The organism is Mycobacterium sp. 852014-52144_SCH5372336 (assembly GCF_001665615.1).
GTDB lineage: Bacteria > Actinomycetota > Actinomycetes > Mycobacteriales > Mycobacteriaceae > Mycobacterium > Mycobacterium neumannii_A.
The window spans coordinates 43,603-66,365 of sequence record NZ_LZSW01000037.1 but is presented as its reverse complement, the minus strand read 5'-3'; the positions used below and the strand labels follow the sequence as shown (position 1 = coordinate 66,365).

General features: G+C 67.2%; 19 protein-coding genes and 2 pseudogenes. 6 read left to right on the top strand and 15 right to left on the bottom strand.

Annotated elements, in window-relative coordinates; translation table 11 throughout:
• Positions 1-13 precede the first annotated feature (13 nt).
• Both A5759_RS07870 and A5759_RS07865 read left to right on the top strand, forming a co-directional pair.
• Entirely contained in the window at positions 14-571 is a 558-nt protein-coding gene (locus A5759_RS07870; RefSeq protein ID WP_082961774.1) for a PadR family transcriptional regulator, read from the top strand.
• Positions 572-600: 29 nt separating this feature from the next.
• The gene (locus A5759_RS07865) at positions 601-1,473 is read left to right on the top strand and encodes an oxidoreductase (protein WP_068195974.1); all 873 of its coding nucleotides are present in this window, start codon (positions 601-603) and stop codon (positions 1,471-1,473) included.
• Here the strand turns inward: A5759_RS07865 and glpK are convergent.
• Entirely contained in the window at positions 1,470-2,936 is a 1,467-nt protein-coding gene (gene glpK, locus A5759_RS07860; protein ID WP_068195971.1) for a glycerol kinase GlpK, read from the bottom strand. The genes A5759_RS07865 and glpK overlap by 4 nt on opposite strands.
• Positions 2,937-3,032: 96 nt before the next feature.
• Between glpK and A5759_RS07855 the strand changes: the two genes are divergently transcribed.
• Positions 3,033-3,866, top strand: a complete 834-nt coding sequence (locus A5759_RS07855; protein WP_369816178.1) for a class I SAM-dependent methyltransferase — start codon at positions 3,033-3,035, stop codon at positions 3,864-3,866.
• A gap of 127 nt (positions 3,867-3,993) precedes the next feature.
• Here the strand turns inward: A5759_RS07855 and A5759_RS07850 are convergent, their stop codons facing one another.
• Both A5759_RS07850 and A5759_RS07845 read right to left on the bottom strand, forming a co-directional pair.
• The gene (locus tag A5759_RS07850) at positions 3,994-5,136 is read right to left on the bottom strand and encodes an acyltransferase (protein WP_068195968.1); all 1,143 of its coding nucleotides are present in this window, start codon (positions 5,134-5,136) and stop codon (positions 3,994-3,996) included.
• Positions 5,137-5,146: 10 nt separating this feature from the next.
• Positions 5,147-5,947 (bottom strand): MBL fold metallo-hydrolase, encoded by an 801-nt coding sequence (locus A5759_RS07845; RefSeq protein ID WP_068195966.1) that lies wholly within the window; start codon positions 5,945-5,947, stop codon positions 5,147-5,149.
• A gap of 129 nt (positions 5,948-6,076) precedes the next feature.
• Here A5759_RS07845 and A5759_RS07840 point away from each other — a divergent pair, with 129 nt between their 5' ends.
• Together A5759_RS07840 and A5759_RS07835 are read left to right on the top strand one after the other, a co-directional pair.
• Entirely contained in the window at positions 6,077-7,546 is a 1,470-nt protein-coding gene (locus A5759_RS07840) for a glutamate--cysteine ligase (protein ID WP_068196123.1), read from the top strand.
• Positions 7,547-7,563: 17 nt separating this feature from the next.
• A complete protein-coding gene (locus A5759_RS07835; RefSeq protein ID WP_231984585.1) occupies positions 7,564-8,010 on the top strand; it encodes a hypothetical protein in 447 nt (148 codons plus the stop codon).
• Positions 8,011-8,014: 4 nt separating this feature from the next.
• Here the strand turns inward: A5759_RS07835 and egtE are convergent, their stop codons facing one another.
• The 8 genes from egtE to A5759_RS07795 form a co-directional block, all read right to left on the bottom strand.
• Positions 8,015-9,130 carry an ergothioneine biosynthesis PLP-dependent enzyme EgtE gene (egtE, locus tag A5759_RS07830; RefSeq protein WP_068195961.1) on the bottom strand — a complete coding sequence of 372 codons (1,116 nt, stop codon included), beginning with the start codon at positions 9,128-9,130 and terminating at the stop codon, positions 8,015-8,017.
• On the bottom strand, positions 9,127-10,116 hold the full coding sequence (gene egtD / locus A5759_RS07825; RefSeq protein ID WP_068195960.1) for an L-histidine N(alpha)-methyltransferase: 990 nt from the start codon (positions 10,114-10,116) through the stop codon (positions 9,127-9,129). The genes egtE and egtD overlap by 4 nt, the downstream gene beginning before the upstream one ends.
• On the bottom strand, positions 10,116-10,805 hold the full coding sequence (egtC, locus tag A5759_RS07820) for an ergothioneine biosynthesis protein EgtC (RefSeq protein WP_068195958.1): 690 nt from the start codon (positions 10,803-10,805) through the stop codon (positions 10,116-10,118). The genes egtD and egtC overlap by 1 nt, the downstream gene beginning before the upstream one ends.
• A complete protein-coding gene (gene egtB, locus A5759_RS07815; RefSeq protein WP_068195956.1) occupies positions 10,805-12,112 on the bottom strand; it encodes an ergothioneine biosynthesis protein EgtB in 1,308 nt (435 codons plus the stop codon). The genes egtC and egtB overlap by 1 nt, the downstream gene beginning before the upstream one ends.
• Positions 12,109-13,401 carry an ergothioneine biosynthesis glutamate--cysteine ligase EgtA gene (gene egtA / locus A5759_RS07810; RefSeq protein WP_068195953.1) on the bottom strand — a complete coding sequence of 431 codons (1,293 nt, stop codon included), beginning with the start codon at positions 13,399-13,401 and terminating at the stop codon, positions 12,109-12,111. The genes egtB and egtA overlap by 4 nt, the downstream gene beginning before the upstream one ends.
• Before the next feature lie 121 nt (positions 13,402-13,522).
• Positions 13,523-14,122 carry a sensor domain-containing protein gene (locus tag A5759_RS07805; RefSeq protein WP_068196118.1) on the bottom strand — a complete coding sequence of 200 codons (600 nt, stop codon included), beginning with the start codon at positions 14,120-14,122 and terminating at the stop codon, positions 13,523-13,525.
• Between the two features lie 54 nt (positions 14,123-14,176).
• Complete coding sequence (locus A5759_RS07800; protein WP_174523486.1) at positions 14,177-14,605, bottom strand: organic hydroperoxide resistance protein; 429 nt, start codon at positions 14,603-14,605, stop codon at positions 14,177-14,179.
• Positions 14,606-14,838: 233 nt separating this feature from the next.
• Positions 14,839-15,234 carry a hypothetical protein gene (locus A5759_RS07795; RefSeq protein ID WP_369816177.1) on the bottom strand — a complete coding sequence of 132 codons (396 nt, stop codon included), beginning with the start codon at positions 15,232-15,234 and terminating at the stop codon, positions 14,839-14,841.
• Between the two features lie 158 nt (positions 15,235-15,392).
• Between A5759_RS07795 and A5759_RS07790 the strand changes: the two genes are divergently transcribed.
• Entirely contained in the window at positions 15,393-16,610 is a 1,218-nt protein-coding gene (locus A5759_RS07790; RefSeq protein ID WP_068196116.1) for an oxygenase MpaB family protein, read from the top strand.
• 11 nt (positions 16,611-16,621) lie between these two features.
• Here A5759_RS07790 and A5759_RS07785 read toward each other — a convergent pair whose 3' ends face one another.
• From A5759_RS07785 to A5759_RS07770, 4 genes and pseudogenes are all read right to left on the bottom strand, one after another.
• Positions 16,622-16,858 (bottom strand): anti-sigma factor, encoded by a 237-nt coding sequence (locus tag A5759_RS07785; protein ID WP_197505994.1) that lies wholly within the window; start codon positions 16,856-16,858, stop codon positions 16,622-16,624.
• Positions 16,855-17,431 (bottom strand): annotated as a pseudogene (locus A5759_RS07780) (RNA polymerase sigma factor). Before A5759_RS07780 ends, A5759_RS07785 begins: the two are co-directional and overlap by 4 nt.
• Positions 17,428-17,945: pseudogene (locus A5759_RS07775) on the bottom strand (YkgB family protein). The pseudogenes A5759_RS07780 and A5759_RS07775 overlap by 4 nt, the downstream one beginning before the upstream one ends.
• Before the next feature lie 431 nt (positions 17,946-18,376).
• Positions 18,377-22,426, bottom strand: coding sequence for an Ig-like domain-containing protein (locus tag A5759_RS07770; RefSeq protein WP_082962042.1), 4,050 nt, complete (start codon positions 22,424-22,426; stop codon positions 18,377-18,379).
• Positions 22,427-22,763: the final 337 nt, after the last annotated feature.

Here is a 22,763-nt window from a genome sequence, read left to right as displayed (position 1 = left end):
GTACGATTACGCGGTGAGTCTGCGAATCGCCGCGCTGGGCCTGCTCGCCGAGAAGCCGGGCAGCGGATACGACCTGCTGAAGCTCTTCGAGGAATCGCTGGCCAATGTCTGGCCCGCCACCCAGAGCCAGCTCTACGGCGAGCTGAACAAGCTCGCCGATGCCGGGCTGATCGAGGTCGCCGCGATCGGCCCGCGGGGGCGCAAGGAGTACCAGATCACCGACGCGGGGCGAGCTGAACTACGGCGGTGGATCAGCAACCCCCAGGACGATCCGCCTTTTCGCAGTACGAGCCTTCTGCGGGTTTTCCTGCTCGGCGAGATCCCCCGCGAGCAGGCGCGCGCGCAATTGACGGAGATGGCCGAGCGTGCCGACGCCGAGGTCAAGCGGCTCGAAGCGCTGCGCGACTCGATCGACTGGGGCGACGGCGAGGGACCGGACTTCGGGCTGGCGGCCCTCGACTACGGACTGCGTATGCACACGATGCACGCGGAGTGGGCCCGTTCGGTGATCGGGCAGATCGACGCCACATCGGCTAGATCGACTGATCCGAGGAGCCGCCTCGTCGAATAAACCCGGCGGGCAGGGTGTACGGATTGAGTATGCAAACCTTGCCGCTGGGCTCAATTCATGTCGGACGCGTCGGCTTCGGCGCGATGCAACTGCCGGGTCCGGGTGTTTTCGGTCCTCCGCGCGATCGCGAGCAGGCGCTGGCCGTGCTTCGGCGGGTGGTCGAGCTCGGCATCAACCACATCGATACCTCGCAGTTCTACGGACCCGACGTCGCCAATGAACTGATTCGCGAGGCGTTACATCCTTACCCCGCCGATCTCGCTCTGGTCAGCAAAGTGGGTGCTCGCCGCGACGACGTCGGTGCGTGGCTGCCTGCACAGCAGCCCGACGAACTGCGGGCCGACATCGAAAAGAACCTCCGCACGCTCGATACCGACCGACTGGCGGCGGTCAACCTGCGCATCCATTCCGACGACCCCACTGCGGCTGCGGCGGTCGACCGGGAGCTGTTCGACCGGGAGCTGACCGCGATGATCAAGGCGCGCGACGAAGGTCTGATCGGCGGCATCGGGTTGAGCGGCGTCGGCGTCGACCATCTGCGGATCGCGCTGGACCGCACCGAGATCGTCTGTGTGCAGAACGCCTACAACCTCATCGACCGCAGCTCGCAGCCGGTGCTCGACGCGTGTATCGAGCGCGGTATCGCGTTCGTGCCGTTCTTCCCGCTGGGCTCGGGCTTCGTCGCCGACAACCCGGTGCTGGGGCATCCGGCGGTCAAGCGGGAGGCCGAAAAGCTCGGGCACACGCCGGCCCAGATCGTGCTCGCGTGGACGCTGAACGTCGCACCGAACGTGCTGCTGATCCCCGGCACGTCGTCGGTGGCCCATCTCGAGGAGAACACGGCGGTCGCCGGCATCGAACTCGACGATGAAACCAAACGCGACCTCGACGCGGCCGGCTAATCGACGTCGACCCAGTCCAGCGTGCGCTGCACCGCCTTCTGCCAACCGGCATAACCGGATTCGCGCTGCTCGTCGCTCCACGACGGCGTCCAGCGCTTGCCTTCCTGCCAGTTGGCCCGCAGGTCGTCCGCATTCTCCCAGAACCCGACCGCCAAGCCGGCGGCATAGGCCGCGCCCAGCGCGGTGGTTTCAGCGACGACGGGCTTGACCACGTCGACACCGAGCACGTCGGCTTGGATCTGCATGCACAGGTCGTTGGCGGTGATACCGCCGTCGACCTTGAGAAGCTCCATGTGCACACCGGAGTCGGCTTCCATCGCGTCGACGACGTCACGGCTCTGGTAGCAGATCGCCTCCAGTGTCGCGCGGGCCAAGTGTGCGTTCGTGTTGTACCGCGACAGCCCGACGATCGCGCCGCGGGCATCCGAACGCCAGTACGGCGCAAAGAGTCCGGAGAACGCCGGAACGAAGTAGACGCCCCCGTTGTCGTCGACCTGGCGCGCCAGAGACTCGCTCTGCGCCGCGCCGCTGATGATGCCGAGCTGATCACGCAGCCACTGCACAGCCGAACCGGTGACCGCGATCGAACCCTCAAGGGCGTAAACGGGTTTCGCGTCGCCGAACTGGTAGCACACCGTGGTCAACAGCCCGTTCTCCGACCGGACGATCTTCTCGCCGGTGTTGAGAAGAAGGAAATTGCCTGTGCCGTAGGTGTTCTTGGCCTCCCCCGCACTCAGGCACACCTGCCCGACCATGGCCGCCTGCTGGTCACCGAGCGCTCCGGTCAGCGGCACCTGGCCGGCAAGGGGCCCGTTGTCGCGGGTGATGCCGTAGGACTCCGGGCATGACGACGGCTTGATCTCGGGCAGCATCTGTCGCGGTATGTCGAAGAACGACAACAACTCGTCGTCCCAGTCGAGCGTTTCCAAATTCATCAGCATGGTGCGGCTGGCGTTGGTGACGTCGGTGACGTGCACCCCGCCGCGGGTCCCTCCGGTCAGGTTCCACAACAGCCACGAGTCCGGAGTCCCGAACAGCGCGTCGCCGTTCTCGGCGTCGCGCCGTACGCCGTCGACGTTCTCCAGAATCCATTGGACCTTGCCTGCCGAGAAGTAGGTCGCCGGCGGCAGGCCGGCCTTGCCGCGGATCACGTCGCCGCGACCGTCGCGGTCCAGTGCCGAGGCGATGCGGTCGGTGCGGGTGTCCTGCCACACGATCGCGTTGTAATACGGTCTGCCGGTCTGCTTGTTCCACACCACCGTCGTCTCGCGCTGGTTCGTGATGCCGAGCGCGGCGAGGTCGGTCGCCGACAAGTTCGTCTTGTTGAGCGCGGACATGATGACGGCCGCGGTGCGCTCCCAGATCTCGACGGGATTGTGCTCTACCCACCCGGCTTTCGGCAGGATCTGTTCGTGCTCGAGCTGATGGCGACCGATCTCGACGCCGCCGTGGTCGAAGATCATGCATCGAGTACTCGTGGTGCCCTGATCGATCGCGGCGATGAACTCGGCGTTTCCAGCCAACTCGCGCTCCCCTCTTGCTGCGGTCCGTCGTCCATCATGGACTACATGGCCGAAAAGCCCGCCGGGATTGAAGCCGGAACGCTGAGCGCATCCAAGATCGACCGCATGCCGCGCGGCGGTCCCGACGCGTCCTGCCTGGACCGCCTGTTGCAGACCGATCGGCTCGAGTATCTGGACCGTGACTCCGACGCGCCGGTCGACGCCGCCCGCAAGCGCAGCGTGATCCGCGCGCTCGAGTGGACCGGCGGACGGTTCGGCAGCACCGAGCGGTTCGCCGAGATCGCGCTCGCCGAGGTCGAGGACGTCGCGGACCCGAAGATCCTCGAACTCCGGGCGGGTCACGGCGCGCTGTCGCGCACGCTGCTCGCCTGGCACCCCTCAGCGCGGTTGACCGTCACCGACGTGGACGCGGCGAACGTGACGGCGATGGCCGCCGGCGACCTCGGGGAGAACCCCCGCGCGACCGTCCGTGAGATGGATGCCACGGCGATCGACGCCCCCGACGCCTCGTTCGACCTCGCGGTCTTCGCGCTGTCGTTTCATCACCTGCCGCCGGCCGCGGCCGCGCGAGCGATCTCGGAAGGCACCCGGGTGGCAGCCAAGTTGGTCGTCATTGATCTGCCGCGACCGCCGTCGCCGCTGCATCTGGTGCGCCTGGCGACCATGCTGCCGTTCGTTCCATTGCTGCCCTTCGTACACGACGGCGTGATCAGCTCGCTGCGCTCCTACAGTCCGTCGGCGCTGCGGGCACTGGCCGCGTATGCCGACCCCGCGATCGCGGTCGGGCTACGCGGCGGGTTGTTGAGCCCTCAGGTCGTCGTGGCTCAACGCGGCGCCCCGGATCCGTTGCGACCGAACGGCCAACGCTGATAGCCGAACTCGATGAAGGCATCGAGCACGTCGTACAGACCCGGATGGCGCGCCAGCAGAGACCCAATCATCCTCACGCCGAGGGTGATACCCGTCTTTTTACTTGTCAAACGTCGATCGTTGCAGGTCAGGTTCGCGGACGGGTGAGCCGATGCAGAAGCCACGCAACCGGAATCGTCAGTATCAGCGTCACGACGAACAGCACCACCACCGAACCGGTGTACACGCGCCACTGCAGCACCGACACCATCGCGATCTCCATCACGATCACGTGCAGCAGGAAGATCTCGTAGGAGATCTCACCCAGCCACACCATCGGCCTGCTGCTGAGTAGCCTTGCGTAGGAGCCTGTGTCGCCGAGGGCCAACGGCGCGACAACCAGCGTTGCGATCGCCGCGTAGAACATCACCTTGACGATGTCTTGGCCGAGATCGAGCGCAGGAGCGTCGATGCGCCCGGCGATCGGTGTCGACACCACCAGGTACGCCGCCACCGCCAGCGGCAGCGCGATCACGGTATAACAGCGAAAACCGGTGCGCGCCAGCACGCTGAGGGTCATACCGCCCACGAACCACACGAGGTAGTGCGGAAGCCACAACCCCGCGCCGTTGGGCAGCCAGTCCGTTGTGTGGATGACGAACAGCCACAGCGGGCTCAGCGCACCCAGCGCCACCAGCGCGGCCAGCAGTACACCGGGGCGCCACTGGCGCCGGCACAAGACGACCAGCAGCAGGTAGGCCAGCGCCGGCAGCGCCGCGTAGAACGCCACTTCGACCGCGAGACTCCACATCTGGGTCAACCCCTGATGCATGTAGGCCGTGATGTACTCGCGGCTGTAGATCTGGGTGAGCGTGAGGTTGCGGACCAGGCCGTGCCAGGTGTGGCCGGGATTGGGCTCGATGGGCCGGAACTCGTACAGCGCGAACGCCAGCAACACCGTCACCACATAGGCCGGCATGATGCGCCGCACCCGATTTCGGGCGTACCGGCGTATCGGTGGCGGCGCGGCGCCGGTCGCCGCCGAGCGCACCCATCCGTTGAACAGTAGAAATCCCGACAACACGAAGAAGATCGCGACGCCGATCTCCATACGTGCGAACATCAGCCCGACGTATCCGCGGTTGTAGGCGCCGGTGCCGTACGCGGCGTGGGTGGCCATGACCAGCAGTGCGGCGACGGCTCGGATACCCGTGAGCGATGCGACGCGGTCGACCCTCGAGACCTGTTCCAGGCCTCCTTGGTCCAGCTCGCCCGGCCATTGTGCTGACACTGCGTAAGTATCAAACCGTGACCGAGGAACCGCGCTCCAATTCGATGATCCGATCGGACAGCCCACGGCGCTTCATCTCGTGGACGAAGTCGGACAGCGGGGACGCGAACACCCCGTAGTCGTCGAAATGCACCGGAATCATCTTGGGAAGGTTCAGCAATTCGACCACGTCGGCGCCCTGTTGTCCGTCCATCGTCACGGTCAGCCCGAACGGCAGGTGCCTGCCGAACGGCAGCCGGGTACCGCCCAGGTGCAGCACGCCGACGTCGATCGATTCGAATCGCACTGGTATTTCCCGTAATTCGTCGACGAACAGGGTGTCGCCGGAGACGTAGAGCCTGCGGCGCGCAGCGCCGTCGGAGAACTCGATCATGCTGCCCATCACCGGCGGCAGGAACCGGTCGACCGGCGTGGGAGCGTGCCGACCCGGCAGCGAGGTGACGGTGGCGCTCACCGTCCCCTTGGTGATCGTGTGCTGCTGCCAGGTGTCGAGCGCCAACGACCGGCCGAACCCGCGATGAGTCAGCCGTTTGGCGGCGTGCGGAGTGGTCAGGATCGGAAGATCGTGGTCGAGGCGGCTCTGCGTCACCCGGTCCCAGTGGTCGCCGTGCATATGCGACAGCACCACCGCGTCGAGGGCCGGCAACTGTTCGATGTCCAGCGCCGGTCCTTTGAGCCGCTTGGACAGCAGCCCGTATCCGAGGTACGCGTGCTGCCCCTGGTGCAGGAAGTTCGGGTCGGTCAACAGGGTAATTCCGCCGCCGGAGATCAGCGTGGTGGCGGTGCCGATGAAGGTGACGGTGACATCCATCTGCCTCACCTACCCACCGCGGCGCCGTTTATGCGCGCCGCATCTCCCGCGAGTGACCGCACAATGCTCGCGAATCGCGGCGTGTCCAGGTACAGACACGGACGCTCGCCGACGATGGACAATGGCGGTGTGGGCGAGGAAGTGAAGGGCACCGGCTACAGCGGCGCGCACCGCCGGGAGTACCGCCGCAAGGTGCAGCAGTGCCTCGACGTCTTCGAGACGATGCTCGCCCAGTCGAGCTTCGACTTCGAGCGGCCGCTGACCGGGATGGAGATCGAGTGCAATCTCGTCGACTCGGCCTATCAGCCCGCGATGAGCAACGCCGAGGTCCTGCGCGCGATCGCCGATCCGGCGTATCAGACCGAATTGGGCGCTTACAACATCGAATTCAATGTGCCGCCGCGGCGGTTGCCCGGGCGCGCCGCGCTCGACCTGGAGACCGAGGTCCGGGCGAGCCTCAATGCGGCCGAGACGAAGGCCAACCGGCACGACGCGCACATCGTGATGATCGGGATTTTGCCGACGTTGCTGCCCGAGCACCTCGCGGGCCGGTGGATGAGCGAGTCGACGCGGTACCAGGCGCTCAACGACTCGATCTTCACCGCCCGCGGCGAGGACATCCTGATCGACATCGTCGGGCCGGAGCGGCTGAGCCTGCAGACCGCCACCATCGCACCCGAGTCGGCGTGTACGAGCATGCAATTGCACCTTCAGGTGTCGCCGGGCGACTTCGCGCAGAACTGGAACGCCGCTCAGGTGCTGGCCGGTCCGCAGGTGGCGCTGGGCGCCAACTCCCCGTACTTCTTCGGCCACGAACTGTGGGCCGAGACCCGCATCGAGCTGTTCGCCCAGGCCACCGACACCCGGCCCGACGAACTCAAGGCCCAAGGCGTCCGGCCGCGAGTGTGGTTCGGGGAACGCTGGATCACGTCGATCTTCGACCTGTTCGAGGAGAACGTGCGCTACTTCCCCTCGCTGCTGCCCGAGCTGTCCGATGAGGACCCGGTCCGTGAGCTCGCCGAGGGCCGCACGCCCAGGCTCTCCGAGCTGCGGCTGCACAACGGCACCATCTACCGGTGGAACCGGCCGGTGTACGACGTCGTGAACGGCCGCCCGCATCTGCGCGTGGAAAACCGGGTGCTGCCCGCAGGGCCGACCGTCGTCGACATGATGGCCAACGCCGCCTTCTACTACGGCACGCTGCGCGCGCTGTCCGAGGAGGAGCGGCCACTGTGGACGAAGATGAGCTTTGCTGCGGCACAACACAATTTCGTCACCGCAGCCCAGCACGGTATGGATGCCCGGCTGTACTGGCCCGGCTACGGCGAGGTGACCGCCGACGAGTTGATACTGCGCGAACTGCTGCCCATGGCCGACGAGGGCTTGCGCCGCTGGGAGGTCGCGTCCGAGGTGCGCGACCGGTACCTCGGGGTCGTCGAGGGACGCGCCAAGACCGGCCGCAACGGCGCCACCTGGCAGGTCGCGACGGTGCGCGCGCTGCAGGAGCGCGGTATGGCGCGGCCCGTCGCGCTCGCGGAGATGCTGCGCCGCTACTGCGAGCGCATGCACAGCAACGAACCCGTCCACACCTGGGGCTAGGGATTCGACGAGTGAGAGTGGCCGTGCGCGGTTTCTTGTTGCCGTCACTGGTGCTGGTGGCGCTGGCGACCGGCTGCCACAGCGGTCAGCACGCGCGCGCGGACACCGTCGACGCCGCGCTGGATCGCCCCTTCGTGCTCGCCGGCGGACAGCAAGCCGAGATCGCCGCCGAGCCGCTGCGACTGCGGTTCACCGAGGTACCGGAGGATTCGCGGTGCCCGACCGAGGTCGAGTGCTTCTGGACCGGGCAGGCGCGAGTCGTCGTCGTGGTCGACGACGGGCGATCCGGCGAGCAGACCCTCGAGTTCAACACCAACCCCGCGCCAGGGCAGAACCGGCAGACCGTGCAGACCGGCGATTACGCACTCACGTTGCAGGCGCTCGACCCGTATCCCCGCACCCCCGAGGACGTCCCGCCCCTGTCGGATTACCGGGCGACGCTGCTGGTGCGCCGGACCGGTTGAGGCCTCACCCCGCGGCCGCCAGGGCCGCGGCGAACCGCGCGAGCTCCTCTTCGGTGACGTCCACGTGCGGTGACGCCCGCAGCACCGGCGTGGTCATCTCGAATGGGGCTCGCTGCACATCGGCGAACGTGATGACGATGCGGTGTTCGGCGATCAGCCAGTCGCGGACCTTCCGCGGATCGGCGCCGTCGGTGGGGACCAGCGTGGTGATCGCGGTCGGTTCTTCGCGCGATTCGACGACCCGCCATCGGTCGAGGGCGGCCACGGCGTCGCGGGTCATGCGGCCCACCTCTGCCAGCCGGGCCCGCACCGCGGCCGGTCCGTCGGCCAGATGTTCTCCGAGTGCCACCGAGAAGCCCACGCGGGCAGCGATATTCGCCTCGCCGAGCTCCAAGCGCTGCAGGACGGACAGGGGCAGGTTCCACTCCGGCGGCGGCAGGCGTGGGCGCAGCCGCTCCGCGAGCTCGCGATGGACGCCAAGGAACCCCACTCCGCGCGGCCCGGCGATCCACTTGCGCGATGAACCGTAGATCGCCGCAGGTGTGACCGCGCAGTCCAGATGCCCCAGCGCCTGGGCGGCGTCGACGATCAGCGGCACACCGAGTTCGCGGCACGTGGCGGCCAGCGCCGACACCGGCTGCGCCAGCCCGCGGTGACTGGCCAGCGCCGTCAGGTGCACCAGCGCGGGCGGGTCGGCGGCCAGTTGACGCGTTGCCGCCGGGACGTCGAGTCGCCCGTGGTCGTCAGCGGGCAGCGCGCGGACGGCGAAACCGTTGGCGGCCATGATCGCCAGGTTCGGCCCGTACTCGCCGGGCAGGCAGGCCAGGGTCCGCTGTCCGGGCCACGCGCCGAGCAGCAGGTCCAACGCGTTGTTCGCGCCGGTGGTGAACACGAAGTCGGTGCTCGCCAAGCCGGTCAGCGCGGCGAGCGCGGCGCGTCCGGCGTCGAGCACCGGGACGGCGGCCTCGGCTGCGACGTAGCCGCCGACTTCTGCTTCGTGGCGCGCGTGCTGCACGGCCGCGTCGGTCGCCGCGACGCTCTGACGCGAACAGGCGGCACTGTCCAGGTGGATTCCGGCCACCGCCGGCCTGGCCGCCCGCCACCGATCGGCGAGGCTCATTTCGTCGACAGCGACAGGCCGAAGTCGCCTGCGGGGTCGGTCCACCAGTGGGTCATCCGAAGCCCGGCGGCTCCGAGTTCGGCTTCCACACCCTCGCGCCGGAATTTGCAGGACACCTCGGTCAGCATCGCCTCATCGGCGTCGAACTCGACTGTCAGCCCGAGATCGCGCACGCACACCCGCTGCGCTTCGGTGGCGCGCAGCCACATTTCGATGCGCTCGTCACCGGCGTTCCACACCGCGACGTGTGCGAACTTCTCGAGGTCGAAATCGGCGTCCAGCTCACGGTTGACGACGGCGAGCACGTTGCGGTTGAAGCGCGCGGTCACACCCGCGCTGTCGTCGTACGCGCGCACCAGACGATCGGCGTCCTTCACCAGATCAGTGCCCAGCAGCAGGCTGTCGCCAGGTTGCAGGGTGTCGGAAAGAGCGGCGAGGAAGTCGCCGCGCGGCCCTGGGGTGAGGTTGCCGATCGTCGAGCCGAGGAATGCGACCAGGCGGCGCCCGACATGGGGGATCTTGTCCAGGTGCTTCTCGAAATCCCCACAGACGGCTTCGATCTCGAGGCCGGGATACTCGGCCTGTAACGCCGAGCCCGCGGCGGCCAGCACGCTCGCGTCGACGTCGAACGGGATGAACCGGCGCAACGACCCGCGGCGACGTAGCGCGTCGAGCAGCATCCGGGTCTTCTCCGACGTGCCGCTGCCCAGTTCGACCAGTGTGTCGGCGCCGGAAGCCGCAGCGATGTCGGCGGATCGGTTTGTGAGGATCTCGGCCTCGGCACGCGTCGGGTAGTACTCGGGCAGCCGCGTGATCTGGTCGAACAGGTCACTGCCGATCGTATCGTAGAACCACTTGGGCGGCAATGACTTCGGTCTCGACGTCAAGCCGTCGAGAACGTCGCGGCGCAGCGCGTTAGCTGCCGAGTCCGCCGACAGGTGGTTCGACAACGACAGCGTGCCCGCGTGATCCGCTCCCCGCGCCATCAGGCTCCTTTCAGTGCGACGAGTTGCACACCTGACGGTGTGACCTCGACGAGGTGCCGGTCCGGGATCTCCTCCCAGGCGGGGTCGTCGTCGTACGGCTCACTGGCCAGGACCACGCCGTCGGGACGTCGCAGTACGGACAGCGTGTCGCCCCATGTCGTGGCGACCAGTCGTGATCCGTTGCCCGCCAGGATGTTCAGCCTCGCGTTCGGGTCGGCCGCGGCGACCTCGACGATGGTGTCGCCCAGCGCGTCCAGCCCGCGGTCGAAGATGAGCGCGGCGAGCAGGGCGCTGTCGTTGGTGGATTCGGCGGAGGCCGACAGCGGGAGCACCTCGCGGTCGACGAGTCCGTTGTGGGAGAGCAGCCAATGCCCGTCGGTGAACGGTGCGGCCGCGGTCGCCTCGATCGGCATGCCGATGCTCGCAGATCGCACCGCGGCGACGATACAACCGCTGCGTAGCGCGGGCGCGACCGAGGCGAGCGAGGTGTCCCCCCACATCGGCATCGCGCTGCGCCAGCGCCGCGGTGTCGCGCCGTCGAAGAAACCCACACCCCACCCGTCGGCGTTCATCAGCCCGTGCTTCTGCCTGCGCGGTGAATACGACTGCACCAGAAGGCCGTTGGCGGGCTCAAGGGTCAGCGACGCCACCGAGGCCGGTTCGCCGAGCCACCCGAGATGCCTGCACATCAGGCATTCTCTCTTCGCGCAAGCGGCTCATCGCCGGCGTCCCAGGCCAGCCGGACGCCCGAGAAGATCTGACGTCGGATCGGGTGGTCCCAGTTGCGGAAACTCGGCCGCAGGATCCCCGACGCGACCGCCCACGATCCACCACGCAGCACTCTGTAGTCACCGCCGAAGAAGGGCTGAGAGTAGCGGTCGTAGATCATCGGCGTGAATCCGGGCCATGGGCGCAGCGGCGACGTCGTCCACTCCCACACGTCGCCCAGCATCTGTTCGGCGCCGTAGGCCGACGCGCCGGCCGGGTAGGCGCCGACGGGCGCTGGACGCAGCGCGTCTCCGCCGAGGTTGGCCAGGGCGGCGGTGGGTTCGGTTGCGCCCCACGGATAACGGCGTCGCCCGCCGACGGCCGGATCCCACGCGCAGGCTTTCTCCCATTCCACCTCGGTGGGCAGCCGGGCGCCCGCCCACGCTGCATAGGCCTCGGATTCGAAGAACGTGACGTGCTGGACCGGCTCGGCTTCGGGAATCTGCTCGACGTGGCCGAACCGGGTGCGGGTTCCGTCCGGATTCCAGAACTGCGGCGCGGTCAGACCGGCTTCGGTCCGGTGCTTCCAACCACGCTCCGACCACCAGCGGGGTTCGTCGTATCCGCCGTCGTCGATGAACCCGCGCCATTCGCCGTTGGTGACCGGGACGCGCCCGATGCGGAAGGCGGGTACGTCGACGACGTGTGCCGGGCGTTCGTTGTCCAGTGAGTACGGCTCGGTGGTCGCGTCGACGCCGAGCACGAACTCGCCCCCGGGCACCGACACCGATGTGCCCGCGACGTCCTGGCGGCCTTCGGGAAGCGCAGCTCCGGTGTCGAGCAACGGTGGCCCGGTTCGCAGGTTCAGCGCCTGCAGCATGGTTTCGTCGTGCTGGTTCTCGTGGCTGATCACCAGGCCGAAGGCAAAGCCGGGATCGTCGTCGGGTAGGACGTCCAGCGTGTCGAGCACCTTGTCGCGCACGTTCGCGCAATACGCCCTGGCATCCGAGGGCGGGAGCAGCGGCAGGTTCACCCGGCTGGCGCGGGAGTTGACGAACGCATCGTAGAGACGTTCGACGTCGGGGCTCAGCATGCCGGGCCGCTCCGGGTTTCCGTCGCGCAGCAGCCACAGCTCCTCCTGCTGCCCGATGTGCGCGAGGTCCCACACCAACGGGCTCATCAGCGGGCTGTACTGACGGCCCAGCTCCGCGTCGTCGAAGTCGACGAGGCGCAGTGTGCGCTGACGTGCCCTGGTGAGTTCGCGCGCGATCGTTTCGCGAGGTGTCACAGTTCCCCTCGTGCCAGTTGCGTGACCGCGGACGCGATCCCGTGTCGTGCGGCGCGGTCGCGGAAGTCGTCGGCCGGACAGCATCCCTGTTCGACCGAACGCACCAACCGGTGCATCGATTCCGCGAGCTCGGCAGGCGCGCGTTCGGCGACCGCCCGCACGCACCGCTGCGCGGCCGCCTGCAACCGGGGGTCGGCCAGGCCGATATGGGCCGCCTGGTCCCAGGCGGTGGCAACGGGTTCGGTGGCTTCGGCGGCCAGCTCGGCGGCCGTCGGGTCGTCGAGCAGGGTGACCAGCGTGAACGCGACCGCAGGCCAGATGGTGTCCGGCACGCTGTCGAGATAGCGGATCTCCAGCCACTGCCGCGGGCGAACCGGAGGGAACAATGTGGTCAGGTGATAGTCGAGGTCGGCGGCGGTGGGACGGCGGCCGCCGAGCGCGACCCGCCCGTCGGCCCAGTCGGCGAACGGCACCCAGTCGGGGACCGGTTCGGCGTCGGCGTCGGCGTGGTTGACGAGCATCACCGGAGCTTTCAGCGCGTACCTGGCCCAGTCGCTGGCCGGGTCTTCGCCGTTCTCGCCGAGGACCGGGCCGCAGCGGGCCGAATCCAGTTGGCTCCACACGCGCTGCCGCGTTGACTGCCAGCCGGGGTTTTCCCCGCTCAGCAGCGGTGAGTTCGCGGTGATCGCGATCATCGTGGGCCCGAGCGCATGCGCGAGCCGCACCCGGTCCGCCCAGCCGTTACGTGAACCCGCATCGAGGTTGACCTGCACCGAAGCCGTCGAGGTCATCATCGCCGCACCCGCAGCGGGGGTGCCGCTGGCGGCGAAGAACGCTTCCATCGCCCGGTAGCGCGCGCCCGGGTTGACGCGCTGTGGTGGCCGCAGCGGATCGGCGCCCAGCGACACCAACCCGAACCCAGCGCCTGCGAACGCAGCGCACAGCACGGTGCGATCGGCGACCATCGCGTCGATCGCGGCGAGCGGGCCCGCGAGCGGCGGACCAGACAATTCCACGGCCCCGCCTGGTTCGACGGTGACCCGGCTGCCGCCCGGTAGTGGTGGCAGGCCGGCGATGGTGGCGGTGAGCTCACTCCAGCCGGGCCTGCGAGTGGGATCGGTCAGATCGAAGCAGTGCGCCTCGATCTCGAGTCCGACCCGGCCCACCGGGCCGTCGCGCAGACAACCGGCGCCGACCTGGCGAGCAGCGGCGTCGGCACTGGTCAGCTCGGTGCAGAGGCTGGGTGTCGGATGCGCGTCCTTTACCTCGGACGTGATGGTGAAGGTCATTCCAACCATCCCCTTCCGGGAGTGGACCGTTCGTCCCTTCAACCATCTTCCAGACGGGACCGACAAATCCAGCGCTTTTTGGATGACGCCTTCGTTACGACAACCTTCACCCAGCCCCGAGTTACTGGCCGAGGGTGTTCTGCATGGCCCCGGCCAGCGCATTGACCGCCGGGCCGCCGTTACCGGACTGGCAGACCTTTGCCTGCAGCAGGACGTTCTCGCGCTTGCGCGTGGTGGTGAAACAGCGCCGGTCCGTGCCCGCCTCCTGTTTGACCCAGTCGGCGTCCGTCGCCGTGGTCGGCCCGCCGGTGAATGTCCACACCTGGGTCGCGAAGTTGTCCAGGTGCATCGCGGTGGTCTGCCCGTTGCAACCGACGGTGCGGTCGACCACGCGACGGAAGGCGCGGTCCGCAGCGTCGGTCGTCGCGAACACACCGACCGCCTGTTTGACCAGGTGCGTGGCGTCCGTCGGCGACTCCTGGGTCACCGCGCCGTTGAACGACGCCAGATCCGGGTCGGCGTAGACGTCGGGCAGGCCGATGTCCGCCCAGTTGTTGCACGCGGGGAGGTCGACCGAGAAGGTCTGTACCGGCTCGGTGAACAACGACTCGAATCGCATTGTGGCGCCGACGATATTGCCCACCGAGCCCTTCGGCAGCACGGCGTAGTTGACGACGCCCGGATCGGAAGGGCGCGCTGCGGCGGGGCCGGCGGGTGCCATGACCGACAGCCCGATGGCCACGCCGACGCTCGCCGCGGCGACCGCCCGCACCGGTCAGACCTTCGCGGACAACTTGACTTCGATGTTGCCGCGAGTGGCCTTCGAGTACGGGCAGAAGTCGTGTGCCTTGGCCATCAGGTCGTCGGCGACGCTCTGCTCGAGGCCCGGGAGGTAGCCGATCAGGTGAGCGGTGAGCCCGAAGCCGCCATCGGAGTCCGGTCCGAAGCCGACCTGCGCGGTGATCGAGGTGGCTTCGTCGATGTCGATCTTGTTGTTCTTGGCCTGCAGCCGCAGCGCGCCGAGGAAGCATGCCGCGTAACCCGACGAGAACAGCAGCTCGGGGTTGACACCCTCGCCGCTGCCGCCGAGCTCCTTGGGCGGACGGGTGTCGAGATCGATCTTGCCGTCGGAGGATCGGACGTGGCCGTCACGGCCGCCTCCGGACGCGGTGGACTCTGCGGTGTACTTGACCTCAATGCTCATGGGCTCGATCATGCCAGTCTGCTCATATTCGGCAAGACACCCGTCTCAGTTGCCGTCCCCGGCACGGCTCTAACACGGTTGCGGCGCGTGCCCGAAAGCGTTGTGGGCCAAGCAGTCCCGCTCGCCGTCACATACTCGGCACTGGTGTGCACTCAGATCGATGAAAAGCCGCTTAACGGCCGAAACGGCGATCTGAGTGCACACCAGACGCGGTATCCGTCGAGCGGCCGCCGCTACGGGCGCGACGGTGCCGTGGTGGTCGGAGCCTCAGGTGACTGCGGCGGTTCGGGTGGTGCGAAGCGCGGCCCCTGCGAGTTTCCTGGTCCGCCGAACGGCGGGCGGCCGAACGACCCGCCCGGACCCATCGGGGCGCCCGGCGGCGCCCCGCGATGGAAGATCGAGACGTCACGGTCGTGGCCGCCGTGATGGCCGCCGCGGTGATGGCCTCCCGAGTGCGAACCGAGGATGAAACCGGAGAAGAAGATCACCGCGACGATGAACACGACGCCGGCGGCGATGCCCACCCAGGCGGCAGCGACGCCGAGCTTGGAACGTCGGGGGGCGACGTGGTCGTGGTGAGGTGTCGCGACCACTGGAGTGGCGGCGGGTTCGGATGGTGTTTCGGTCATGGCTGCCATCATGCGAGCTGTTTCGATGAGCCCGTCATGTGGCACCTATGAGCAGGCTGTGAAAGCCACGATTGACACCGGTCGATTGACACCGGTAACGCCGCCGAATAGTTTCGACTACACGCGTTGTCAGTTTGGGCTGGAAGGGAACCGAGACCATGCAGCGTCCGATCCCGACGCGACACCCCGAGCGGCCTGGCGCCGTGCCCGCCGGCATCCGCGTCATCGCCAAGGCGCTGGCCATCGGTGAACCCACACCAGCGCAGTGGCGCAGGCTCGGTGAGCGGCTGACCGTCGGAGACGAACCGATGGATCGCCTCGTCGAGTGGATGTCAGGCGTCGGCGTGAAGCAGGCGCGGCCGTTGTTCGACCGGGCGCTCACCTACGGCATCGATGCGGTTCCCGATGCCCCGGAACCGTTGCGCGAGTTCTTCACAGCCGTGGAGACTCTGCCCGACTGGGTGGACCCGGTAAGACTGCGCCGCGGTGCAGAAGCACTGCGTCGCGGCGGCGCCGACGGCATGTACGTCGCGCGTGATGTATCGCTTCTCGGCGGCTACCAGTTCTCGGGTTTCAACAAGACACTGTTGCGCACCGGCGCCCTGGAGAAGGGTTCGAACAAGCGCTTCGCCGAGACGATGCAGTGGGCAATGGACGTCATCTCCGACGGTGGTCTCGAACACCTGGGCGCCGGCTACCGGTCCACTCTCCGGGTTCGGCTGATTCACGGACTGGTGCGCAGGCATGTGTCCGCGATGCCCGACTGGCGCGCCGACGACTGGGGTGTCCCGATCAACCAGACCGATATGGCGGCGACGCTGATCGGTGCACTCGTCGCACCTGCCGTCGGTGTCGTGGGGATGGGAATCGTGCTGCGGCCCAAAGATTACGACGCCGTCGCCCACTTGACCCGCTATGTCGGATGGTTGATGGGTGTGGAGGACGAGTGGCTGCCGCGCGGGTTCCGCGACAGCATCCGGGTGCTCTATCACACCCTGGGCGCGCTCGCCGAGCCCGACGAGTCGTCGAGGCAGCTTGCGGTTCCGATGGCCGACGACCCGATGATCTGGCATTACGACACCATGCCCGCGATCAGGCGTCGTGTCGCACGCGCGCAGCATCTTTCGGTCACCAGTGGCTTCCTGGGCCCCCGCACGATGCGCGCACTAGGCCTACGCCCCCATGTGCCGTGGTACCCGGTGCTGCGGCTACCCGTGAACCTGACGCGCAGCGCGGCTGCGGTCGCCCTGCCCGGCGGTATCGCCAGGGCGATCGCCCGCGGCGACCGCGAGCACCAGGCGTTGATGCGGACGATCGTCGGCGACGCCGGCGCCACCATCGGCGAGTCGGCCGAGCACGTCAGCACCGTCGCCTGAGGCGGAAATCCTCACCGCCAGTTGCGGAATGCGGCCATCAGCTTGTCACGGAACGCGGGATCGAGTTCGTCCTCGACGTTGTTCAGCGTCGTGATCGTCGTCCGGAACTGTTGCAGGTAGTTCACGCACCCCTCGCAGTCCAGTAGGTGCATGTCCAAGCGAGCCCGGGTGTCGGCATCCAACGACCCGTCGAGGTACGCGGTGACGAGTTCGACGAGTTCGTTGCAGTCCATGGAGTCGACGCTCATGATTCCTCCGACAGATAGGTCTCCAGCGCCTGCCGTACGGCGGCGCGGCCGCGATGCAGAAGCACCCGTTGATTGGCGATGGTGATATCGAGCAGTTCGGTCACTCCTTTCGAGTCGAATCCGTACATGTCGCGCAGGGCCACGACGGTGCGTTGGCGATCGGGAAGCTTTTCGAGTTCGCGGCAGGCGACGCCGAGCATCTCGTCGGCCAGCACCGACCCTTCCGGGGTTTCCGGAAAGGGCGCCGGCGCGGCGTCGGCATTCCAGTGGCCCGGCCATCGGTCGTCTGCGCCGCGGAAGCGCCGCATCCACCGTGCCGCCGGTGAACGCCGCGAACTCGGCGTCACTGGTGTGCCGCTCATGGAGCCCTCGCTTCTTCGCGGTGTTGATCAGGATCGCGAAAAGCCATGTGCGCAAACTCGATCTGCCCTCGAATCCGTCGATTCCCTTGAGCAGCGCGATCCAGGTCTCCTGTACGACATCCTCGGCGACTTCCTGGCTCGCGACATAACCGCGGGCGACCCGCAGCATTGCGGCGCTGTGACGTTCGACGAGCAAGGCGAAGGCCGTCATCGTGCCGAGAGGGTAACCCCGCTCAACCGTGCCGCGCGTACGGAATCGGCCAGCGTCCACAGTGCCGCGCCCAGCAGCACCACATCTTCGATCAGGAACTGCCCGCTGGTCGACAACATCGGGAACCCGCCGGCCGATTCCTCACCGATACCGGGTGTGGTGAACAAGAAGCTGATCGTGGCGATGAACAAGCCCACGGCGGCCACGCTGCCGAGCGCCGAGATCCTCGGCCACCATGGTTTCACGGCGATTAGCACGGCCGCGCCGACCTCGACGACACCGAGCAGCGCGGAGAACGCGGTCACGGAGAGATCTCGTAGAGCCAGCCCATGAAGGGGCTGTTGGCGACCAGCGGCTCGATGGAGTACGCCTCGTACGAGGTGAACTTCATCAGGCTGATCCAGCCGATGACGAGCACCAGGCCGTACCGCAGGACCAGGCCCGCGATGGTGTTGACCTTCGATTCGTTCGACACACCCGTCGCGACGGTGAGCGCATCTCTGATGGCGTTCATGGCACTTCCTTCGACTCGGGCGACAGCGACTTCGCTGCCGCGTATGGAAGTGAGTGGTCGGACAGCGCCGAAGCGTCTTGAAGGGGTTGACCGCGAACCCGTTTCTGGGTATTTGGTTAGCTTGGTGCTGTTGACAGTAGAAGCCGTTGCAGGTCAGCCGTGTTGGCCGCGAGGGTGGCAATCAGTGGTTCGCGAATACACTGCGGACCCTCTGCGGACGGGAAGTAGCTACGCGACCCAGCGGCGTCTTTCGGATAGCCGCGCCTCTGCTCTAGGGGCCGGCCACGTTTCTGCCGAGGAAAGCGTGAGTCCTATGCCCGAAACGGTTTGTCGTACGCATCCGCGTCACCCGGGGTCGTGCGTTGGTTCGCATTTTCTGGGTGGTTAACCTGTGGCCATCCCACTGTGTGCTGGCCGGTCGGGATTCGCCGTTACACCGAAACTGCGTGAGGTCGGGCTACCGAAATGCGCGAGACGGAAATGACGAAGGGCTCGGTCACGCTCCCACTGCCGGTGATGGTGGTTTGGTAGGCGGTGTCGTCTGCGCCGACAACCACACCCCCGTGCGGCAAGCCGTCGATGGGTTCGGTGGTGGTCGTGGTGCCGTCTGGATGGATCACCATGACCGTCGTTGTATCGAGAACCCCGGCGTTGCTGCTGTAGGTGAGGAAGGTTTGGTAGGCGGTGCCGTCGGCGCCGAAGACCAGGCTTCCCGGCAAGCCGAAAACGGGCTCTGTGGTGGTCGTGGTGCCGTCGGGATGGACCACCGTCAACGTCGTCTGGCGAGGATCCCCGGCGCTGCCGTCGCCTGTGTAGATGGTCTGGTAGGCGCTGCCGTCGGGGCCGACCATTGTATTGCTGCGGGGCAAGCCGTCGACAGGTTCGGTGGTGGTCGTGGTGCCGTCGGCATGGACCACCATCACCCTCGTCTGAAAGGGGTTCGCGGCGCTGCCGTCGCCAGTGCGCAAGGTTTGATAGACGGTGCCGTCTGCACCGACCACCAGACTGGCGCCCGGCGAATCGTCGAGGGGTCCGATGACGCTCGTGGAGCCATCGGGGTGGACCACCATGACCGTCGTCCAGAGGGGGTTCGCGGGGCTGCCGTCGCCGGTGTATGTGGTTTGGGCGGCGGTGCCGTCCGCGCCGACCACCAGATTGCCGATTGGAAAGCCTTCGACGGGTTCGGTGGTGGTTGTGGTGCCGCCGGGATGGATCACCGTGACCGTCGTCTGGTAGGGGTTCGCGGCGCTGCCGTCGCCAGTGCGCGTTGTTTGGGCGGCGGTGCCGTCCGCGCCGACCACCAGATTGCCGATTGGAAAGCCTTCGACGGGTTCGGTAATGGTTGTGGTGCCGTCGGGATGGATCACCACGACCTTCGTCCGGTGGTTCGCGACGCTGCCGGTGCCGATGACAATGGATTGGTACGCCGTGCCGTCCACGCCGACCACCACCCGTCCGTTCGACCAGCCGTCTACGGGTCCAACGTTGCTCGTAGTGGCGTCGGGATGGATCACCACGACCGTCGTCTGGTAGGGGTAGGCCGTCACGGTCTGGTAGGCAGTGCCGCCCATGCCGGCAACTAGACTGCCGGACGGCAGGCCGTCGACGGGTTCGGTGGCGGTTGTGGTGCCGTCAGGATGGATCACCATGACCGTCGTTTCGTCGAGAGTCGCGGCGCTGCCGTCGCCGGTGTAGAAGGTTTGGTAGACGGTGCCGTCCGCGGCGACCATCACACCGCCGCTCGGATAGCCGTCAACGGGCTCGGTGGTGGTCGTGGTGCCGTCCGGATGGACCACCGTCACCCTCGTCTGGAAGGGGTTCGCGGCGCTGCCGCCGTCGGTGAACGTGGTTAGGTAGGCCATGCCGTTAGCGCCGACCACCACGGAGTTGGTCGACCAGCCGTCTACGGGATCGGTCGTAGTCGTGGTGCCGTCGGGATGGACCACCATCACCGTCGTCCGGTGAGGATTCGCGGTGCTGCCGTCGCCAGTGCGCAGGATTTGATAGACGGTGCCGTCCGCGGCGACCGCCAAGTAGCTTGGCGCACCGTTGACGGGTCCGATGATGCTCGTGGTGCCGTCGGGATGGACCACCGTGACCGTTGTCTGGTAGCTCGCTGAGCTGGGGTCGCTGGTGTATGTGGTTTGGGCGGCGGTGCCGTCCGCGCCGAGCACCACTCCTGTGTAATAGAGGCCGACGACTGCTGGGGATGTGGCGGTGTTGGTGACGGCGGCGCGCGCGGGCGCAACTGCCGCGACGACCGGTTCGACGTCCTGCGCCTGTCCGCCACTGATCACGTTGATCGCGAAGTGGTCCCGTTCGACCGCGGCGGTGGTGTAGGCGTCGAGGCGTTCTTGTGGGTCAGGTGTGTATGTGAATGTCCAGGTGTGAGTGGTGGGGTCATACACGGGTGTGGAAACCGTGCCGGTGCCGTCGAGTGGTTGGGTGGTGGTCACGTCGAGGGCTGCCAGGTCGGTGTCGGCGTCGGTGATGGTCACGGTGTACGTGATTGCGCCCGAGGAGCTTACGGGCGCACTAGCCGTCACCGATTGGATGACAGGGGCGTCGTCGACCGGGGTGATGGTGAAGGTGACTGTGCCGACATCTGACAGCACGCCGTCCGTGACCGTGTAGTCGAAGCTGGCCGGGCCGGTGTAGTCGAGAGTTGGGGTGAAAGTGATGGTTCCGTTTTCCAACTTGACGGTGCCGCCGTGGGCGTTGCTGACCGCGGTCACGCTCAGCCGGTCGCGGTCGGGGTCGGTGTCATTGATCGTCAACAGCGCGGCCAGGACGGTGCCCTCGGTGTCTTCACGCAGGGTGGCTCCTTCGTCGTCGACGGCGACCGGGCCTCCGTCGTTGACCGGGGTGATGTTTACGTTCACCGTGGCGGTGTTGCTGATGGCGCCGCTGGCGTCTTGGACGGTGTAGGTGAACGAATCGGCAAGCACCTCAGCACCATTGGACACGTATTTGATGGTGCCGTCGGCGTTGGCTGTGGCGCTGCCGTAGTGCGGCCCGTCGAGCACCGTCACCGTGGAAGCTTTGATCGTGGTGTTGCCGTCGGGGTCGGTGTCATTGGCTAGCACCGCGATCGCCGCCAACGTGCCACCTTCGGCGACGCTGACCGCATCGTCATTGGCCGCCGGCGGCCGGTTCGGGGCGGCGGGCGGAGCGACGGTGACGGTGATGGTGTCACTGCCTGTATGCGATTGACCCACACCGTGGATGTGGTAGCCCGCTGCGGCGTCGGAGGCGGTGATGGTGAAGCTGTCGGCGCCGCTGTACCCGTCATTGGGTTTATAGGTCCACTTGCCTGCCGCGGCATCGATCGTCACGGCGCCGTTGGTGGGCGCGCCCGCGCCGGTGGTGGGCACGCTGTAGGTCAGGGGGTCCCCGTCGGCGTCGGATCCGCCGAGGGTGCCGTGAATTTCGCGGTCATCTGGGTCTTGTTGGCCGGTGGTCTGCAAATCCAGCACGGGGGTGGAGTTGTTCCAGGCTTGGTTGGTTTGGCGGCGCACCGCCTCGATCGCCCCCCACACCACCGAGTTGTATAGCGGCGCGCCGGGACCGAAGATCGGCGCCAACGCCGCGGTGACCGCCTCAATTGCCTGGCTGATGATCGAACCGGTGAACACCATAATCGCCTCGATCGGGTCCGGCGCGGGTGCCGGCGCGGGTGCCGGGGCATCCAACGCCGTCAGCCCGGTCGAGAAGTTGGCTGCCATCAGAGGCTGGTTCCCATCAACTCCGTTGGCCTCGTTCGGGTCTGACATCCGCAACCCGAACTCCTCGACGCCTGAGGCAGCGCCGTCGAAAGCGTTCAACCCCGCGGTATCCTCGACCGCGCCCTTCCGCGTCCCCGCCAGCTGCCGATCACCGTCACCGGGACTCTCGAGTAGCTCATTGCCGTCGGGTGCTGTCGATGGCAGCGGGTTGGGGCCAGGCACGCTTGACGACAACGGTGCCGGCTCCACACTCAGCGTCGGTGCCACCGTAGGCGTCGGCTCTACTACTGGCGGTGTGTAGCTCGGGATCTCGGGCGCACCAGTCGGTTCCACTTCAGCGGTCGGGGTAGCTTGCGCAGTCGCTGTCGCGGTGTTCGACTTGGCGGTCTGCTGGGTCGAGTTGCCTGAGGAGGTGACTGTCGAGGCGCTGATCGTCACCTGCGGTGACCCGCCGCCCCCGATCACTGTGGTGCTCGAACTATCCGTCGTCGTCGTTGTGGTGGTGCCCGAACCGGCCCCGCCCGGGTCACCCGGATCACCACCGCCGCTACCGGCCTGAGTTTCAGGCTCGCTGCCGGTCTCGATGGTCGCGGGATTGGTGTCCACCGACGAGGTGTCCTCACCCCCGCCGCCCGAAGCGCCGGTGGTGCTGCCCTCCTCGGCCCACGCCGGCCCCGGTGAGGACGCGATGGCGAACCCTACCCCCAACGCCACAGCCAATGTGCCGACCCGCCCGACATACCGCCCATACCCCATGCCAGACCCTCCACCACGACCGAAGCGCTGCGAATGCAGCTAACCGCTCCAGTCTCGCTGAGAAAAAGCTGTGAGGAATCAGGGATTTCCCTATACGTCAAAAAGCAAATTAGATCCTGACCAGGCGATATGCCGTAGTGACTTTGCATTCAACAATAAATCATGATCAACGCCTCGACTATCGCCTAAGGAGCCGTGGGCAAATGCCTACCCCGTGCTGTCGGGGCGGGCTCATACAGTCGGCCCGTGAGTAACGCAGCCCTTGGGCGACTTCTGCGGGCAGCAAGTTCCGCCAAGTCGCTCGAGACTCCACCAATCCATCCACCCAAACCCTCGC

Coding starts and splice junctions, on each gene's coding strand:
- A5759_RS07865 (WP_068195974.1), top strand. CDS start 601: ATGCAAACCTTGCCGCTGGGCTCAATTCATGTCGGACGCGTCGGCTTC.
- glpK (WP_068195971.1), bottom strand. CDS start 2,936: ATGATCTTCGACCACGGCGGCGTCGAGATCGGTCGCCATCAGCTCGAG.
- A5759_RS07855 (WP_369816178.1), top strand. CDS start 3,033: ATGGACTACATGGCCGAAAAGCCCGCCGGGATTGAAGCCGGAACGCTG.
- A5759_RS07845 (WP_068195966.1), bottom strand. CDS start 5,947: ATGGATGTCACCGTCACCTTCATCGGCACCGCCACCACGCTGATCTCC.
- egtE (WP_068195961.1), bottom strand. CDS start 9,130: ATGAGCCTCGCCGATCGGTGGCGGGCGGCCAGGCCGGCGGTGGCCGGA.
- egtD (WP_068195960.1), bottom strand. CDS start 10,116: ATGGCGCGGGGAGCGGATCACGCGGGCACGCTGTCGTTGTCGAACCAC.
- egtC (WP_068195958.1), bottom strand. CDS start 10,805: ATGTGCAGGCATCTCGGGTGGCTCGGCGAACCGGCCTCGGTGGCGTCG.
- egtA (WP_068195953.1), bottom strand. CDS start 13,401: ATGACCTTCACCATCACGTCCGAGGTAAAGGACGCGCATCCGACACCC.
- A5759_RS07805 (WP_068196118.1), bottom strand. CDS start 14,122: ATGGCACCCGCCGGCCCCGCCGCAGCGCGCCCTTCCGATCCGGGCGTC.
- A5759_RS07800 (WP_174523486.1), bottom strand. CDS start 14,605: ATGAGCATTGAGGTCAAGTACACCGCAGAGTCCACCGCGTCCGGAGGC.
- A5759_RS07795 (WP_369816177.1), bottom strand. CDS start 15,234: ATGACCGAAACACCATCCGAACCCGCCGCCACTCCAGTGGTCGCGACA.
- A5759_RS07790 (WP_068196116.1), top strand. CDS start 15,393: ATGCAGCGTCCGATCCCGACGCGACACCCCGAGCGGCCTGGCGCCGTG.
- A5759_RS07785 (WP_197505994.1), bottom strand. CDS start 16,858: ATGAGCGTCGACTCCATGGACTGCAACGAACTCGTCGAACTCGTCACC.
- A5759_RS07770 (WP_082962042.1), bottom strand. CDS start 22,426: ATGGGGTATGGGCGGTATGTCGGGCGGGTCGGCACATTGGCTGTGGCG.